At 72.6% G+C, this 16028-nt stretch carries 15 protein-coding genes and 1 riboswitch; of the genes, 10 read left to right on the plus strand and 5 right to left on the minus strand.

What is annotated here, in order from left to right:
* Positions 1 to 413 precede the first annotated feature (413 nt).
* The 3 genes from ACFT4A_RS00330 (at position 414) to ACFT4A_RS00340 (ending at position 6102) form a co-directional block, all read left to right on the plus strand.
* Positions 414 to 2903 carry a beta-glucosidase gene (locus ACFT4A_RS00330; RefSeq protein ID WP_382824528.1) on the plus strand — a complete coding sequence of 830 codons (2490 nt, stop codon included), beginning with the start codon at positions 414 to 416 and terminating at the stop codon, positions 2901 to 2903.
* 113 nt (positions 2904 to 3016) lie between these two features.
* Positions 3017 to 5404 (plus strand): phosphoketolase, encoded by a 2388-nt coding sequence (locus ACFT4A_RS00335; protein ID WP_382824530.1) that lies wholly within the window; start codon positions 3017 to 3019, stop codon positions 5402 to 5404.
* Between the two features lie 71 nt (positions 5405 to 5475).
* A complete protein-coding gene (locus tag ACFT4A_RS00340; protein ID WP_382824532.1) occupies positions 5476 to 6102 on the plus strand; it encodes a DedA family protein in 627 nt (208 codons plus the stop codon).
* Positions 6103 to 6118: 16 nt separating this feature from the next.
* Here ACFT4A_RS00340 and ACFT4A_RS00345 read toward each other — a convergent pair whose 3' ends face one another.
* On the minus strand, positions 6119 to 6646 hold the full coding sequence (locus tag ACFT4A_RS00345) for a gamma carbonic anhydrase family protein (protein WP_382825196.1): 528 nt from the start codon (positions 6644 to 6646) through the stop codon (positions 6119 to 6121).
* 112 nt (positions 6647 to 6758) lie between these two features.
* Between ACFT4A_RS00345 and ACFT4A_RS00350 the strand changes: the two genes are divergently transcribed.
* The gene (locus ACFT4A_RS00350; protein WP_382824534.1) at positions 6759 to 7556 is read left to right on the plus strand and encodes an acyltransferase; all 798 of its coding nucleotides are present in this window, start codon (positions 6759 to 6761) and stop codon (positions 7554 to 7556) included.
* A gap of 2 nt (positions 7557 to 7558) precedes the next feature.
* Here ACFT4A_RS00350 and ACFT4A_RS00355 read toward each other — a convergent pair whose 3' ends face one another.
* Positions 7559 to 8416, minus strand: coding sequence for an EamA family transporter (locus ACFT4A_RS00355; protein WP_382824536.1), 858 nt, complete (start codon positions 8414 to 8416; stop codon positions 7559 to 7561).
* A gap of 97 nt (positions 8417 to 8513) precedes the next feature.
* Between ACFT4A_RS00355 and ACFT4A_RS00360 the strand changes: the two genes are divergently transcribed.
* Entirely contained in the window at positions 8514 to 9086 is a 573-nt protein-coding gene (locus ACFT4A_RS00360; protein WP_382824538.1) for a helix-turn-helix domain-containing protein, read from the plus strand.
* 42 nt (positions 9087 to 9128) lie between these two features.
* Complete coding sequence (locus ACFT4A_RS00365) at positions 9129 to 9686, plus strand: YbaK/EbsC family protein (RefSeq protein WP_382824540.1); 558 nt, start codon at positions 9129 to 9131, stop codon at positions 9684 to 9686.
* 1 nt (position 9687) lies between these two features.
* Here the strand turns inward: ACFT4A_RS00365 and ACFT4A_RS00370 are convergent, their stop codons facing one another.
* Complete coding sequence (locus ACFT4A_RS00370; protein WP_382824542.1) at positions 9688 to 10716, minus strand: cation diffusion facilitator family transporter; 1029 nt, start codon at positions 10714 to 10716, stop codon at positions 9688 to 9690.
* Positions 10717 to 10778: 62 nt separating this feature from the next.
* Between ACFT4A_RS00370 and ACFT4A_RS00375 the strand changes: the two genes are divergently transcribed.
* Positions 10779 to 11138: an ArsR/SmtB family transcription factor gene (locus tag ACFT4A_RS00375; RefSeq protein ID WP_382824544.1), complete on the plus strand. Its 360-nt coding sequence runs from the start codon at positions 10779 to 10781 to the stop codon at positions 11136 to 11138.
* 1 nt (position 11139) lies between these two features.
* Here the strand turns inward: ACFT4A_RS00375 and ACFT4A_RS00380 are convergent, their stop codons facing one another.
* Together ACFT4A_RS00380 and ACFT4A_RS00385 are read right to left on the minus strand one after the other, a co-directional pair.
* A complete protein-coding gene (locus ACFT4A_RS00380) occupies positions 11140 to 12363 on the minus strand; it encodes a 4-hydroxybenzoate 3-monooxygenase (RefSeq protein WP_382824546.1) in 1224 nt (407 codons plus the stop codon).
* Between the two features lie 8 nt (positions 12364 to 12371).
* Positions 12372 to 12785 carry a CoA-binding protein gene (locus ACFT4A_RS00385; RefSeq protein ID WP_382824548.1) on the minus strand — a complete coding sequence of 138 codons (414 nt, stop codon included), beginning with the start codon at positions 12783 to 12785 and terminating at the stop codon, positions 12372 to 12374.
* 82 nt (positions 12786 to 12867) lie between these two features.
* Positions 12868 to 13058, plus strand: a riboswitch (cobalamin riboswitch).
* A gap of 126 nt (positions 13059 to 13184) precedes the next feature.
* Between ACFT4A_RS00385 and ACFT4A_RS00390 the strand changes: the two genes are divergently transcribed.
* The 3 genes from ACFT4A_RS00390 to ACFT4A_RS00400 are packed head-to-tail and all read left to right on the plus strand — an operon-like array spanning position 13185 to position 15963.
* Positions 13185 to 14144, plus strand: coding sequence for an ABC transporter substrate-binding protein (locus ACFT4A_RS00390; RefSeq protein WP_382825198.1), 960 nt, complete (start codon positions 13185 to 13187; stop codon positions 14142 to 14144).
* On the plus strand, positions 14141 to 15154 hold the full coding sequence (locus tag ACFT4A_RS00395; RefSeq protein WP_382824550.1) for a FecCD family ABC transporter permease: 1014 nt from the start codon (positions 14141 to 14143) through the stop codon (positions 15152 to 15154). The genes ACFT4A_RS00390 and ACFT4A_RS00395 overlap by 4 nt, the downstream gene beginning before the upstream one ends.
* The gene (locus tag ACFT4A_RS00400; RefSeq protein WP_382824551.1) at positions 15151 to 15963 is read left to right on the plus strand and encodes an ABC transporter ATP-binding protein; all 813 of its coding nucleotides are present in this window, start codon (positions 15151 to 15153) and stop codon (positions 15961 to 15963) included. The genes ACFT4A_RS00395 and ACFT4A_RS00400 overlap by 4 nt, the downstream gene beginning before the upstream one ends.
* The last annotated feature ends 65 nt before the right edge of the window (positions 15964 to 16028 follow it).

The raw sequence follows: 16028 nt of genomic DNA on the forward strand, positions 1-16028 counted from the left end.
GGGCGGTTGGTCCCTGGCGGGCGGGGCCTCCCGGGGCTCGGCTCCGCCCGGGTTGGGGCTTCCGGTGGGGTGGGGCCCGTGACCGGGGGCCCGTCCCGCTTCTGCGGGCCAGGGTCTTGGAGGCTACTGGCCGGGTCACCGCTGTCCGGCTCCCGTGACCGGGGCTTCGCGGGGCACCCGCGCGGTCGACCCGTCCGCCCTTTGGGCCGGGATCTCCGGGCCACCCGCCGGGTCAGCGCCCAGGGCCCGTTCCCGGTGGCCGGGGCCTCCCTGGTGCCCCGTAGCCCGTTGCCATGGGCAGGTCATGAGTCACCCGGCCGGGTGACCCGGTGTCGGTTCTCGGTGAGAGGTTCACCCGACCTGACCGTGGTGTCCGGCTAAGGGGGAAGGGGGGCCTGGCGCATAGTGCGTTCATGACCGACTCCGTCTCCCGTTTTCCCCGGCGGTCCGCCCTTCGTCTGCTCGGTGGGGCGGTCGCCGTGGTCGCGGCGGCCACCGGCGGGTTCGCCCCGGCGTCCCGTGCGCACGCGCGGGACGGACGCGGCCGGGGCGCCGGCGCACGGGTCGAGGGGCTGCTCGCCCGGCTCACCCTCGACGAGAAGATCTCCCTGCTGCACGGCGCCACCGACCCGCGTCCGCTCGGCCAGGCCGGCTACGTCCCCGGAGTGGCACGGCTCGGCATCCCGCCGCTGCGTCTCGCCGACGGCCCGGCCGGTGTCCGCGTCACCCGGCACGCCACCGCCCTGCCCGCCCCCGTCCTGCTGGCCTCCGCCTTCGACCCCGACCTGGCCAGGCGCTACGGCCAGGTCATCGGACGCGAGGGCCGCGCACTCGGCCAGGACGTGCTGCTGTCCCCGATGGTCAACCTCATCCGCACCCCGTACGCAGGCCGCAACTTCGAGACGTTCAGCGAGGACCCGCTGCTCTCCGCCCAGCTGGTCGCCGCCGAGATCGAGGGCATCCAGGGCGAGGGACTCATCGCGACCGTCAAGCACTTCGCGCTCAACAACCAGGAGCGCGACCGCACCTCCGTCGATGTGCGCGTCGACGAACGGACCCTGCACGAGACCGAGCTGCGCGGCTTCGAAGCGGCCGTGGCAGCCGGCACCGGCGCGGTGATGGGCGCGTACAACAAGGTCAACGGCACCTTCGCCTGCGAGAACGAGGAGTTGCTCACCGGCGTCCTGCGGAAGCGCTGGGGCTTCACCGGCTGGGTGATGACCGACTGGTCCGCCGCGCACAGCACGCGCCAGGCCCTCATGGCCGGCCTCGACATGGAGATGCCCGACGGCACCCACTTCGGCACGCCCCTCACCTCGGCCGTGCGGGACGGCGGCGTGTCCGAGCAGTACGTCGACCGGGCCGTGCGCCGCGTCCTGACCGTCATGGACCGCTTCGGGCTGCTCGGCGACACCGTGCCGCAACGCCCCGACCGCGACGCGAAGGCCGGAGCGGCGGTCGCACGCGAGGTCGCCGAGGCGGGCGCCACCCTGCTGCGCAACGCGGACGGCACCCTGCCCCTGACCTCCCGCGGGAGCGTGGCGGTGATCGGGCCGACCGGCGCCCGGCCCCTGGTCAGCGGCGGTGGCAGCGCCCATGTCGTGCCCGAGCACGCCGACAGCCCTCTGGACGCCATCCGGTCGCGCGCCGCCCGGGTGACCTACGCACTCGGCGAGGACGCCTTCGGCAAGCCCCTCCCGGCGAGCGCGCTCGCCCCCGCCTTCGACACCGAGGGCCGGCGCGTCGACGCCGGCCGGACCTGGACGTACGACGGCACCCTCACGGTGGCCGACGACGAAGCGGGCGAGGACTGGACGTTCGTCCTCCACTACTCCGGCACGCCCCCGCTCCGCCCGAAGGTCCTCCTCGACGACGAGGAACTGTTCCCTCTGGTCCCCGGCTGGGACGAGTACTTCATGGGCGGCCTGCTCACCCACGCGGCCGACGGCCTGTCCGTGCGCCGCAAGACCGTGAAGCCGACCAGGGGGACGCACCGGCTGAAGATCACCGCACCGGGCGGAGACACCGGCCAGCTGTTCCGGCTGCGCCGCATCACCGCCGCGACCCGGGCCCAGGACGTCGCCGAGGCGGTACGGGCCGCCCGCGCCGCCCGGGACGTCGTCCTGTTCGCCTACGAGGACGCCATCGAGGGCCAGGACCGTACGACCATCGCCCTGCCCGGCAACCAGGAACGGCTCATCGAGGCCGTGACGGCGGCCAACCCGCGCACCACCGTCGTCCTCAACACCTCTTCCGCCACCTCGATGCCGTGGCTGGAACGCACCGGCGCCGTGCTCCAGATGTACTACCCGGGCCAGGAGGGCGCGGCCGCCACCGCCGCCGTTCTCTTCGGGGAGCGCGATCCCGGCGGCCGCCTCACCCAGAGCTTCCCCGCCGACGACGACCACCACCCCGTCGCCGGGGACCCCCGCCGCTACCCCGGCGTGGACGGCACCGAGCAGTACAAGGAGGGCGTCCACGTCGGCCACCGCTGGTACGACGCCGAGGACGTGGCGCCGCTGTTCCCCTTCGGCCACGGACTGTCGTACACGTCCTTCGGCTACGAGGACCCGGAGGCGCGCTGGACGGCCGACGGTCTGGACGTCGCCTTCACGGTCCGCAACACCGGCCCGCGTGACGGTGTCGCCGTGCCGCAGGTGTACGCGGGACCGGCCCCGGACCTCCGGCTGGACCAGCCGGTACGCGTCCTGGCCGGATACCGGCGGCTCGCGCTGCGGGCGGGGGAACAGCGGCGCGTCACCGTACGCGTCGAGCCGCGCACCCTGTCCTCCTGGGACCCGAGGGTGCACGACTGGGTGCTCGGCACCGGCCGGCGCACCCTGTGGATCGGGGCGTCGTCACGGGATCCGCGGCTGCGGACGAGCGTACGCGTGGGCGGCTGAAACACGACGGGTCGCGAGCGGCACTCACCGCATGGCCGACAGGCGCCTGGCATCGAACCGGAACAAACTGGTACTCCTCCTGAGGCCGTCGCAGAACTCCCAGGGAGTCACTCATGCCCGAGGCCCCGCGCCAGGACAGCAGGACCGCACCGACCGACGAGGAGCTGCGCAGGCTGGACGCCCACTGGCGGGCCGCCAACTACCTGGCGGCCGGTCAGATCTATCTGCTGGCCAACCCCCTGCTGACCGAGCCGCTCAGGCCCGAGCACATCAAGCCCCGGCTGCTGGGCCACTGGGGCACCTCACCCGGACTCAACCTCGTCCACACGCACCTCAACCGCGTGATCAAGAACCGCGGGCTGGACGCCCTGTGCGTCTGGGGTCCGGGCCACGGCGGGCCCTCGGTGCTGGCCAACTCCTGGCTGGAGGGCAGCTACACCGAGAAGTACCCGGACGCGACGCGGGACGCGCCGGGCATGGAGCTGCTGATGCGGCAGTTCTCGTTCCCCGGCGGCGTGCCCAGCCATGTCGCCCCGGAGGTCCCCGGCTCGATCCACGAGGGCGGCGAACTCGGCTACTCCCTCACCCACGCCTACGGCGCCGCCCTCGACAACCCGGGCCTGCTGGTCGCCTGCGTGATCGGCGACGGCGAGGCGGAGACCGGACCGCTCGCCGGGTCCTGGCACGCCAACAAGTTCCTCGACCCCGTCCACGACGGTGCCGTCCTGCCGGTCCTGCATCTCAACGGCTACAAGATCGCCAACCCGACCGTGCTGTCCCGCATCCCGGAGACGGAACTCGACGCACTCCTGCGCGGCTACGGCCACGAGCCGATCCACGTCAGCGGCGACGACCCGGCCACCGTCCACCGCGCGATGGCCCACGCCCTGGACACCGCCCTCGACCGCATCGCCGAGGCACAGCGCGCCGCCCGCGAGGACGGCGTGACCGAACGCCCGCGGTGGCCGGTGATCGTGCTGCGCACCCCGAAGGGCTGGACCGGCCCGGCCGAGGTGGACGGCGAGCCGGTCGAAGGGACCTGGCGCTCCCACCAGGTGCCGCTGGCCGGTGTCCGCGACAACCCCGAACACCTGCGCCAGCTGGAGGACTGGCTGCGCTCGTACCGGCCCGAGGAGCTGTTCGACGCCGAGGGCCGCCCGGTCGCGGACGTCCTCGACTGCGTCCCCGAGGGCACCAGGCGGCTCGGCGCCACCCCGCACGCCAACGGCGGACTGCTGCTCCGCGATCTGCCGGTCCCGTCCCTGGACGACTTCGCCGTCCCGGTCGACAAGCCGGGCACGACGGCGCACGAGCCCACCCGGGTCCTGGGCGACCTCCTCGCCCGGGTCATGCGGGACACCGCCGACCGTCGTGACTTCCGCCTGGTCGGCCCGGACGAGACCGCCTCCAACCGGCTCCAGGCCGTCTTCGAGGCGAGCGGCAAGGCCTGGCAGGCCGGGACGCTGCCCGTCGACGAGGACCTGGACCGGCACGGCCGGGTGATGGAGATCCTCTCCGAACACCTCTGCCAGGGCTGGCTGGAGGGCTATCTGCTCACCGGCCGGCACGGGCTGTTCTCCTGCTACGAGGCGTTCGTGCACATCGTCGACTCGATGGTCAACCAGCACATCAAGTGGCTGCGCACCTCCCGGCGACTGCCGTGGCGCGCCCCCATCGCCTCCCTCAACTACCTGCTGACCTCACATGTGTGGCGGCAGGACCACAACGGCTTCTCCCACCAGGACCCCGGCTTCGTCGACCACATCCTCAACAAGAGCCCCGAGGTCGTCCGGGTCTACCTCCCGCCGGACGCCAACACCCTGCTGTCCGTCGCGGACCACGTCCTGCGCAGCCGCGACTACGTCAATGTCGTCGTGGCCGGCAAGCAGCCCTGCTTCGACTGGCTGTCGATGGACGAGGCCCGGGTGCACTGCGCCCGCGGCGCCGGCGTCTGGGAGTGGGCGGGCACCGAGGACGGCTCCCGGGAACCCGACGTGGTGCTGGCGTGTGCCGGTGACGTCCCCACCCAGGAGGTCCTGGCCGCCGCGCACCTGCTCCGCCGGCACCTGCCCGACCTGGCGGTCCGCGTGGTGAACGTCGTCGACCTGGCCCGGCTGGCGCCCCGCGAGGAGCATCCGCACGGTATGAGCGACTTCGAGTACGACGGTCTCTTCACCACCGACAAGCCGGTGATCTTCGCCTACCACGGCTACCCGTGGCTGATCCACCGTCTCGCCTACCGCCGCGCCGGGCACCCGCACCTGCACGTGCGCGGCTACAAGGAGTCCGGCACCACGACCACGCCCTTCGACATGGTCGTCCGCAACGACCTCGACCGCTACCGCCTGGTGATGGACGTCATCGACCGCGTCCCGGGCCTCGCGGTGCGCGCTGCGGCGGTACGCCAGCGCATGGCCGACGCCCGTACCCGCCACCACGACTGGATCCGTGAGCACGGCACCGACCTGCCCGAAGTCGCCGAGTGGACGTGGAACGCCTGAGCCGCGGAGCACGTCCTGCAACCCGGTAGGCTTCCCGTGCCCGCAGGGAAGCTCAGGGAAAGGAACCCGCGTTGCACGTCCAGGAGTGGCTCGAAACCGTACCCGCCGTCGCCGTATACGCACTGGTGGGAGTGGTCATCGGCCTGGAAAGCCTGGGCATCCCGCTGCCGGGCGAGATCATCCTGGTCTCCTCCGCGCTGCTCGCCTCCCAGCACGGCGACATCGACCCCGTCGTCCTCGGCGCCTGCGCCACGGCCGGCGCGATCATCGGTGACTCCATCGGCTACGCCATCGGCCGCAAGGGCGGGCGTCCACTGCTGGCCTGGCTGGGCAAGAAGTTCCCCAAGCACTTCAGCGAGGGCCATATCGCCACCGCCGAGCGCTCCTTCGAGAAGTGGGGCATGTGGGCGGTCTTCTTCGGCCGCTTCGTCGCCCTCCTGCGCATCTTCGCGGGCCCGCTGGCCGGTGTGCTCCGGATGCCGTACTGGAAGTTCCTCATCGCCAACGTCCTCGGCGGCATCGTCTGGGCCGGCGGCACGACGGCGGTCATCTACTACGTCGGCATCGTCGCCGAGTCCTGGCTGAAGCGCTTCTCGTGGCTGGGCCTGGTGGCGGCGGTCCTGGTGGGCCTGACGTCCATGCTGGTGATCAAGCGCAAGGCGAAGAAGGCCCAGCCCGTCGCGGCCGCCGCCGAGTAGGACGCCCTTCTCTCGCCTACGCGTGCACCTCGCGGTGCGCCTTGGCCAGCTCGGCGTACATCGTGCCGTTGAGGGTGACCCCCTGCCGCTCCTCCTCGGTCAGCTCCCGGCGGACCTTCGCGGGAACCCCCGCGACCAGGGACCCGGGCGGCACGACCATCCCCTGCGGCACCAGGGCCTGAGCGGCGACCAGGGACCCGGCCCCGATCACGGCCCCGTTCAGCACGGTCGCGCCCATGCCGATCAGACAGTCGTCCTCGACGGTCGCCCCGTGCACCACGGCGTTGTGCCCGACGGACACCCGCTCACCCACCGTCACGGGAAACCCCGGGTCGGCGTGGAGCGTGCAGTTGTCCTGGACGTTGCTGCTGGCGCCGACCGAGATCGACTCGACGTCGCCCCGCACCACGGCCCCGTACCAGACACTCGCCCCCTCACCCAGCGTCACGCCCCCGATGATCGAGGCCGTCGGTGCCACGAACGCCTCCGGATCGACCTGCGGCTCCCTGCCGCCGATCCCCGTGATCATCGCCCGCTGCGCCATGTCCGCCTCCAGAAACGTCGTAGACAACGCGCAAACCGTACGACACCCGGTGGGGCGAAGATCACAGGCCTCCGACGCCACGGGGTGAGCTACCGCTGAGTACGGTGACCTCGTGCCGAAGCGCAAGAACACGTTCTCATCCTGGCGGCGGGGCCTAGTGCAGCGCGCCGTCCACGCGGGCTGGGCCTGGGCGCAGCGCACGGGATCCGTCACGGCCGAGCACCCCGGGCGCTACCGCTTCGGCGCGATGGGAACCGGTACCAGGCTCGCCTTCCCACTCGGCACCGTCTTCGGCGAACCCTGGATCCATCTCGGCTCCCACTGCATCATCGGCGAGCAGGTCACCCTCACGGCGGGCCTGATGCCCGACCTCGATCTCGGCCCCGACCCGATCCTGCGCCTCGGCGACGGCGTCGTCCTGGGCCGCGGCAGCCATGTCATCGCGGACACGACGGTCACCATCGGCAGCGACTGCTACTTCGGTCCGTACGTCTACGTCACGTCCACGAACCATTCCTACGACGATCCGCACGAGCCCATCGGCAAGCAGTGGCCGCGGATGGAGCCGGTGGAGATCGGGCCCGGCTGCTGGATCGGCACGGGCGCGGTGATCCTGCCGGGCGCCCGGATCGGGCGGAACGTGGTGGTGGCCGCGGGCGCGGTCGTCCGGGGCGCGGTGCCCGACCACTCCGTGGTGGCGGGCGCGCCGGCCCGTGTCGTACGGCGCTGGACCCCCGCCGACGGCTGGCAGCCGCCGCTGCGCACCCCGCCGCCGGTGCCGATACCGGAAGGGGTCACGCCCGAGCAGCTGCGGGCGCTCTCCGACCTGGACGAGGAGACGGTGGCAAGGCTGGCCGAGCTGGACGAGGACGCGGCGGCCGGTCTCGCGGAGCTGGAACCGGGGTCCTGACCTCAGCCCGACGCCAGGAGGACCGTCCCCACCAGGGCCAGGCCCGCGCCCGCGGCCTGGATCGCCCGCAGCCGTTCGCGCAGGAGGCCCCGCGCGGCCACGGCGGTCACCACCGGGTAGAGAGAGGCGAGAACGGCGGCGACGGTGACCGGGCCGTGCTGCGCGGCGATCGAGTAGGTGCCGTTCGCGGCGACGTCCGCGAGGCCGACGAAGGCGAGCGCGGGCAGCGAGCGCCAGGGGAAGCCGCCCGCCGGGAGGGCCGACGATCCGCGCCGCACCGACACCAGCAGCGCGAGTCCGCCGGCGGTCACGTTGGTCACCCGCTGCACGAACAGGGCGAGGAAGAGCCCGGTGAGCGTGGTCGACGCCTCGGCGATCAGGGCCATCACCGCGCCGAAGCCGAACGCCGCGAGGAGGGTCAGGGCGATGGCCTGGCGCTGCACGGGCGCGCCGCGGAACTGGGGGCCGCCGGCGAGACAGACACCGGCGACGGCGACCAGGATGCCGACGAACTGCAGCAGGCCGGGCCGCTCGCCCAGCACCAGGCCGACGCCGACCGGCACGGCCACGCCGATCGAACCCAGCGGTGAGACCACGCCCATCGGGCCCAGCGCGAGCGCCTTGTAGAAGGCGAGCATCGCCACCGGCCCGACGAGTCCGGCCGCCACGGCGAACCACAGCTGCGGCCCCGCCTCGCTCCAGCCGCCGGTCGCCACGACGACCGCGCCGAGCACGACCACCGCGATCGACTGCGAGACCACGACCACCGTCAGCGCGGGCGTGCGCCGGGTCAGCAGCCCGCCGCCGAAGTCGGCCAGTCCCCACAGCAGGCTGGTGGCCAGGGCGAAGAGCGCTGTCATGGTGCGGAAGCCTCGCAGTACAGTTCAGTGAACGATCAGGTCAACCACACCATAGTGCAATCGGCTGCACTGTGGAATATAAAATATTGGACGGAATGTGTCGGACCTCGAGCTGCTGACCCAGTCCCTGGCGCGCAGCGTCAAGCACTGGCGCGCGGTGCGCGGCTTCACCCTGGACGTGCTCGCCGCCCGGGCGGGTGTCAGTCGGGGCATGCTCATCCAGATCGAGCAGGCCCGCACCAACCCCAGCCTCGGCACCGTCGTCAAGATCGGTGACGCGCTCGGCATCAGCATCACCACCCTGCTCGACTACGAGAAGGGCCCGAACGTCCACATCGTCCCCGCCGAGCAGACCGTACGGCTCTGGCACACCGACGCCGGCAGCTACAACCGGCTGCTCGCGGGCACCGAGGCGCCCGGCCCACTGGAGATGTGGGACTGGCGGCTCATGCCGGGCGAGAGCAGCCCTTCGGACCCGCACCCCGTCGGCACGACCGAACTGCTCCACATCACGGCGGGGGAGCTGACGCTCACCGTCGACGGCGTCGAGCACCGCGTCCCCGCGGGCGCGAGCGTCCACTTCGAGGCCAACGTCCCGCACACGTACGGCAACACCGGCGAGGTGCCGATGCAGATGGTCATGGCCGTCTCGGTGCCGCCCGTGTCCTGAGACGCCCGGTCGGAGGCGGTCCGCTGTTGTTAGCGTGCGGTCATGCGCGCACCCATCGGACACTTCGACGACGCCCGCCCGGCCCCCTCCTGCCTCGACGAACTCACCGGCGCGGTCGCCGACGCCGTGCGGCACTGGCCGGGCAGCGTCCCCGCCGACCAGATCCTCTACGTCGACACCGACCCGGAGTGGGCCGACACCGCCGTCTTCGTGGAGCACTACGGCCGGGACCTGCTGGAGCGGTCCGCGAACTGCGTGGTGGTGTCGGGCAAGCGCGCCGGCGAGACCACGCTGGCCGCGTGCGTCGTGCTGTCCACGACCCGGGTCGACGTGAACGGCGTCGTGCGCCGTCAACTGGGAGCCCGTAAGGCCTCGTTCGCCAGCATGGACACGGCGACCGGCGAGACCGGCATGGAGTACGGCGGCATCACCCCGCTCGGACTGCCGGAGGCCTGGCCCGTGCTGGTGGACGCGGCCGTCGTCGACCTGCCGTACGTGCTGGTCGGCAGCGGCCGTCGACGCGGCAAGCTGCTGGTCCCGGGCAAGGCGTTCGCGGAACTGCCGGGAGCCGTGGTGCTGGAGGGGCTCGGGGGCTCCTGAGCTACGCCACCGTGTGGTGGGCCAGGGCCAGATGCGGGTCCGCCTCGCCGGGTACCGGCTCCGGGTCGGCGTGGACCAGGGCGGCGGTGAGGCGGGGCACGGCGTGCAGCAGCGCGTGCTCGGCGTCGACGGCGATCCGGTGGGCCTCGCGTACCGTCACGGTGCCGTCGACCACGACCGCGACCTCGGCGCGCAGCCGGTGCCCGATCCAGCGCAGCCGCAGTTCGCCCACCCCGCGCACCCCGGGAACCTCGGTCAGGGCCTTCTCGGCCCGGTCCACCAGGTCCGGGTCGACCGCGTCCATCACCCGGCGGAACACCTCCCGCGCCGCGTCCCGCAGCACCAGCGCGATGGCCGCCGTGATCGCCAACCCCACGATCGGGTCGGCCAGTTGCCAGCCCAGGGCCGAGCCGCCGGCGCCCAGCAGCACGGCCAGTGAGGTGAAGCCGTCGGTGCGGGCGTGCAGTCCGTCGGCGACCAGCGCGGCCGAGCCGATCGCGCGGCCGACCCGGATGCGGTAGCGGGCCACCCACTCGTTGCCCGCGAATCCGACGAGAGCCGCCACGGCGACCGCCGGGACGTGCTGGACCGGGCGCGGGTCGAGGAGGCGGTCGATCGCGGTCCAGCCCGCGAAGGCCGCGGACGCGGCGATCGTCAGCACGATCACGAGACCCGCCAGATCCTCCGCCCGCCCGTAGCCGTAGGTGAAGCGGCGGGTGGCCGCGCGCCGGCCCAGTACGAAGGCGATCCCGAGCGGCACGGCGGTCAGCGCGTCCGCGGCGTTGTGCACGGTGTCCCCGAGCAGTGCCACCGAGCCGGAGACGGCCACCACGAACGCCTGGGCCAGGGCCGTCACGCCGAGCACCGCGAGCGAGACCCAGAGCGCCCGCATCCCGCGGGCCGAGGACTCCAGGGCGGAGTCGACCTTGTCGGCCGTCTCGTGAGAGTGGGGGGTGAGGAGGTGGGACAGCCGGTGGCGCAGGCTGTGCCGGTGGTGGTGAGGGTGGGAGTGCTCGTGCCGGTCGCTCACGTGGGTCCCCTTCCGGTGCGCGGGAGTGGACGTGCACACGCCCACAGGGCCATTATGTGCGTATGAGCGCACGCATGCACCTGTCACCTGCGCACGATGCGCATCCGCGCAGCCCCGGCGAGGAACAGTTGGCGCTCGCCGCCGAACTCCTCGCCCTCCTGGGGGACCGGACCCGGCTCGCCCTGCTGCACGCGCTGACCGGGGGAGAGGCCGATGTCACGACCCTCACGGAGGCGTGCGGGGCGGCACGGCCCGCCGTCAGCCAGCACCTGGCGCGGCTGCGTCTCGCGGGCCTGGTGGACACACGCAAAGAGGGCCGCCGCGTGATCTACTCACTTCGCGACGGCCATCTGCGCCGACTCGTGGACGAGGCGCTGAACGTGGCCGACCACCGTCTCAGCGACCGCCCCCCGCACGACTGAATCAGTACCGCTCGGCCGTCCCCAGGTACCGCTCGGCGAAGGCGGCGGCCGCCACGGGCGACGAGAACAGGCGGCGCAGCCGTGCGATCGAGGTGCCCGCGCGGTACGGGTCGCCCGACGCCGCCCCGTGGAACACCTCGGCCAGCCACTGTGAGAACTCCTGGTAGTCCCACACCCGCCGCAGGCAGGCCTCCGCGTAGCCGCCGAGGCCGCTGTCGTCCCCGTCGGTCAGGCGGTCCGCCAGGGCGTCGCCGAGCAGGAAGGCGTCGTGCAGGGCGAGGTTCATGCCCTTGGCGGCGATGGGGGCGACCAGATGGGCCGCGTCGCCGGCGAGGTACAGCCGGCCGTGCACCATCGGCTCGACCACGTAGTCGTGCATGTCCAGGACGCGCTTCTCGATCAGCCGCCCCTCCGTCAGCGGCGGCACACCGGCCGCCCCGAGCCGCTGCCGCAGCTCCGCCCAGACGCGCTCGTGCGGCCAGTTCTCCGGGTCGTCGCCCGGCGGGCACTGGAGGTAGTAGCGGGTCACCTCCGGGCTGCGGGGCATCTGGCCCGCGAAGCCGTTCCCGTGACAGCCGAACAGCACGCAGTCGGCCGATGGCGGGGCCTCGGCGAGCAGCGCCAGCCAGCCGATGCCGTAGTCGTGCCGGGCGACCCGGACCCGCTCCGGCGGCAGCGAGGCCCGCGTCACTCCGCGCGCCCCGTCGCAGCCGGCCACGAAGTCGCAGTGCACGAGCCGCTGTTCACCCGTCTCCGGGCAGGTGTACGACACGGACGGCCGGTCGGTGTCGATGTCCTGCACCTCGACGTCCCGGACCCCGAAGCGGATCTCCCCGCCGCGCACGTCGGCGTACTCGCGCACCAGGTCCGTCACCAGCAACGGCTGCGGGTAGACGAAGTGATGACTGCCCGTCATCTCGCCGTAGTGGAACCGGTACCGCTCTCCGTCGAAACGGAATTCGCACGAGGTGTGCAGCTCGGCGCGGTCCAGCAGATTCCGGGCGAGGCCCCGCTTCTCCAGGCCCCGTACGGCCCACTCCTCGATGACACCGGCCCGGGGCCGCTGTTCGATGAACTCCCGGGTCTCGGTCTCCAGCACCAGACAGTCCACGGAGGCGGCCCGCAGGATGTTGCCGATGGTCAGTCCGGCGGGACCGGCGCCCACGACGACGACGGGGAAGTGTTGCGGGGCAGCGGAGTTCGCAGGGGAGGAAGCGTGGGTCATGCGCTCGATTATGAAGGCCCGAGCCGGGGGATCTCGATCGCCGGGCAGCGGTCCATCACCATCTCCAGGCCCGCGGCCCGGGTGCGGTCGTACGCCGCCTCGTCGACGACGCCGAGCTGGAACCACACCGCCCCGGCGCCCTTCGCGACGGCCTCGTCCGCGACCGCTCCGGCGAGGTCGCTGTTCACGAACACGTCCACGACGTCCACGTCGAAGGGGATGTCCGCCAGGCTCGCGTACCCCTGCTCGCCGTGCACGGTCTCCGCCTTGGGGTGCACGGGCACGACGCGCTTGCCGTAGCGCTGGAGCACGGCGGCGACGCCGTACGCCGCGCGCTGCCGGTTCGACGACAGGCCCACCACGGCCCAGGTGTCGCCGAGCTCGGTGAGGATCCTGCGGACCGTTGCGTCGTCGCCGTACACCGGCGGCCTCCTCGGGAGTCGTGGAAGAGCTGCTGTCCGGGCAACGACGCAGGGTGCGTCGTGATTCCCCCCGGATCCTCCGTGATAGCTTGCCGAGGCCAGTCGAACCCATGTACGTGGGTCAGGGAATCCGGTGCGAATCCGGAACTGACGCGCAGCGGTGAGGGGGACGGGCGGGGCCGCGGCCACTGAACGGCTCGTATGCCGTACGGGAAGGCGCCCCGCACCGGATGAACCCGAGTCCGAAGACCTGCTGGCGGCCCCCGCGGCCGGCCGGCGGTGGGGGAGCACCGTACGACCGGGCTCCGCGATCGGGCCCTCGACGTCTGAGGACTGGTTTCCTTGCCCCTCGCCCGACCCGCCCGCGCCGCCGTCCTGCTCGCGGCCTGCTCCCTGCTCATGACCGGCTGCGCAGGCTCCGAGGCCCCCAAGGCCAAGGCGTCCGCCACCCTCGACAACTGCGGCCGGAAGGTCCGGGTCGACAAGGCGCCCCGGCACGCCGTCTCCCTCAACCAGGGCACCACCGAGATCCTGCTCTCCCTCGGCCTCGCCGACCGAATAGCCGGCACGGCCACCTGGACCGACCCCGTGATGAAGGGGCTGGAGAAGGCCAACGCGAAGGTGCCGCGCATCGCCGAGAACAACCCCTCCTTCGAACGGGTCCTGGACTCCGAGCCCGATTTCGTCGCCGCGTCCTTCGTCTCCACCCTCGGCAAGGGCGGCGTCGCCACCCGCGACCAGTTCGAGAAGCTCGGCGTGCCCACGTACGTCTCCCCGTCCGACTGCGCCGGCAAGGACAACTCGGGCGGCGGCGACGGCAAGCGCGACAAGGCGCTGGGCATCGACGCCGTCTACGGCGAGGTGCGGGACCTCGCGACCGTGTTCGGAGTGAAGGACCGCGGCGACAAGCTCGTGGCCTCCCTCCAGCAGCGGATGAAGAAGGCCACGCGGGGCGTCGACGCCTCGGACGTCTCCCTTCTGTACTGGTTCGCCAACTCCGAGTCGCCCTACATGGCCGGCTGCTGCGGGGCGCCCGGCATCATGACGCGTGCCCTCGGCGCCGAGAACGCCTTCGACGACACGCACGAGGAATGGCCGCAGGTCAACTGGGAGACGGTCGCCGACCGCAACCCCGACGTCCTGGTCATCGGCGATCTCACGCGCAACTCGGAGACCGCCGAGTCGGCGAAGCGGAAGATCGCCTTCCTGGAGTCCGACCCGGTCACCAAGAACATGGACGCCGTCAAGAACAAGCGGTACGTGCTGCTCAGCGGGCAGGCCATGAACCCGACCATCCGCACCGTCGAGGGCGTGGAGAAGGTCGCGGCCGGACTGCGTGAGTTCGGGCTCGTGAAGTGACCGTCCGCGGACCGGCGCTCGGTGTCGCGGGCGCCTTGCTGCTGGTGGTCTCCGTGGCCCTGGCGATCACCATCGGACCGGCCGACATCCGGGTCGGGGACGTGTGGTCCGTCGTCGCCTCGCACGTCGGGCTCGGCAGCTCCGACCTGACGCCGATCCGGGACGGGATCGTCTGGCAGCTGCGGCTGCCGCGCACCCTGCTCGCGGCCGTGTGCGGGGCGGGACTCGCCGTGTGCGGGGCGGTGATGCAGTCGCTGCTGCGCAACCCGCTCGCCGATCCGTTCGTGCTCGGGGTGTCCTCGGGCGCCTCCACCGGCGCGGTCGTCATCGTCGTGCTGGGCGTGGGCGGCGGAGTCGTCTCGGTGTCCGCGGGGGCGTTCCTCGGCGCCCTGGTCTCCTTCGCGCTGGTGCTGCTGCTCAGCCACACCCTCGGCGACACCACCGACCGGGTCGTCCTCGCGGGCGTCGCCGCCATGCAGCTCTTCTCCGCGCTCACCTCCTTCGTCGTGCTGACCGCCGCCGACGCCGAGACGACCCGGGGCGTGCTGTTCTGGCTCCTCGGCTCGCTCGGCGGGGCCGGGTGGACCGACGTGTGGCTGTGCTTCGCCGTCCTGGCCGTGGCGCTGGTGGTGTGCCTGTCGTACGCCCGCACCCTCGACGCCTTCGCCTTCGGGCAGGACGCTGCGGCCGCGCTCGGGGTGTCCGTGGCCCGCACCCGCCTGGTGCTGCTGTGCGTCACCGCCCTGCTCACGGCCGCGCTGGTCAGCTCCGCCGGGGCGATCGGCTTCGTCGGGCTGGTCCTGCCGCACGCCGCCCGGGCGCTGGCCGGACCCGGGCACGCCCGGCTGCTGCCGATCACCGCCCTCGCCGGTGCGGTGTTCCTGGTCTGGGTGGACACCCTGGCCCGTACGGTCCTGGATCCGCAGGAGGTGCCGGTGGGGGTCGTGACCTCGCTGATCGGGGTGCCGGCGTTCGTGGCGGTGCTCTACCGGACACGGAGGGTGCGATGACCGAGACACCGACCAGTGAGACGCAGACGCAGGTGCGGGCCGGGCTCCGGGCGGACCGGGTCAGCCGCCGTACCGACGGGCGCCTCATCCTCGACGGCGTCGCCCTCGCCCCCGAACCCGGCTCCACCGTCGGCGTCCTCGGCCCCAACGGCTCCGGCAAGTCCACGCTGCTGCGACTGCTGGCCGGGCTGCTCACGCCGACCGCCGGGGTCGTCACCCTCGACGGCACCTCGCTCGGTGACCTGCCCCGGCGCACCATCGCCCGCCGCCTCGCCATGGTCGAGCAACAGGCCGACACACAGGTCGAACTGACGGTTCTGGACGTCGTACGGCTGGGCCGCGTCCCGCACCGCCGCGCCTGGACACCCGCCTCGGCGGACGACGAGCGGGCGATCCACGCCGCCCTGGAGCGCACCGGGCTCGCCGCCCGGGCCGGACAGCCCTGGCACACCCTGTCCGGCGGCGAACGCCAGCGGGTGCAGATCGCCCGCGCGCTCGCGCAGGAACCCCGGGAACTCCTCCTGGACGAGCCCACCAACCACCTCGACATCCACCACCAGCTGGACCTGCTCGCCCTGGTCACCGGCCTCCCGGTCACCACCGTCGTCGCGCTGCACGACCTCAACCTCGCGGCGATGTACTGCGACCGGGTCGTCGTCCTGCGCGGGGGGACGGTCGTGGCGGGCGGTGCTCCGGGTGACGTCCTCACCGAAGAGCTCATCGCGGAGGTGTACGGGGTGCGGGCCGCCGTCAGCCGCGAAGGACCCGAACAGCGGCCCCACGTGCGCTTCCTGGGCACGCTGGCCTGAAGCCTGCCCGGCCCTGGTGCCGGGCACGCCATTGGTGGGGCGCTTCCCGCCACGGTGGCCTGAAA

Source organism: Streptomyces sp. NPDC057099, assembly GCF_042671245.1.
GTDB lineage: Bacteria > Actinomycetota > Actinomycetes > Streptomycetales > Streptomycetaceae > Streptomyces > Streptomyces purpurascens.

Coding starts and splice junctions, on each gene's coding strand:
- ACFT4A_RS00330 (WP_382824528.1), top strand. CDS start 414: ATGACCGACTCCGTCTCCCGTTTTCCCCGGCGGTCCGCCCTTCGTCTG.
- ACFT4A_RS00400 (WP_382824551.1), top strand. CDS start 15,151: ATGACCGAGACACCGACCAGTGAGACGCAGACGCAGGTGCGGGCCGGG.
- ACFT4A_RS00380 (WP_382824546.1), bottom strand. CDS start 12,363: ATGACCCACGCTTCCTCCCCTGCGAACTCCGCTGCCCCGCAACACTTC.
- ACFT4A_RS00345 (WP_382825196.1), bottom strand. CDS start 6,646: ATGGCGCAGCGGGCGATGATCACGGGGATCGGCGGCAGGGAGCCGCAG.
- ACFT4A_RS00365 (WP_382824540.1), top strand. CDS start 9,129: ATGCGCGCACCCATCGGACACTTCGACGACGCCCGCCCGGCCCCCTCC.
- ACFT4A_RS00335 (WP_382824530.1), top strand. CDS start 3,017: ATGCCCGAGGCCCCGCGCCAGGACAGCAGGACCGCACCGACCGACGAG.
- ACFT4A_RS00390 (WP_382825198.1), top strand. CDS start 13,185: ATGACCGGCTGCGCAGGCTCCGAGGCCCCCAAGGCCAAGGCGTCCGCC.
- ACFT4A_RS00355 (WP_382824536.1), bottom strand. CDS start 8,416: ATGACAGCGCTCTTCGCCCTGGCCACCAGCCTGCTGTGGGGACTGGCC.
- ACFT4A_RS00375 (WP_382824544.1), top strand. CDS start 10,779: ATGAGCGCACGCATGCACCTGTCACCTGCGCACGATGCGCATCCGCGC.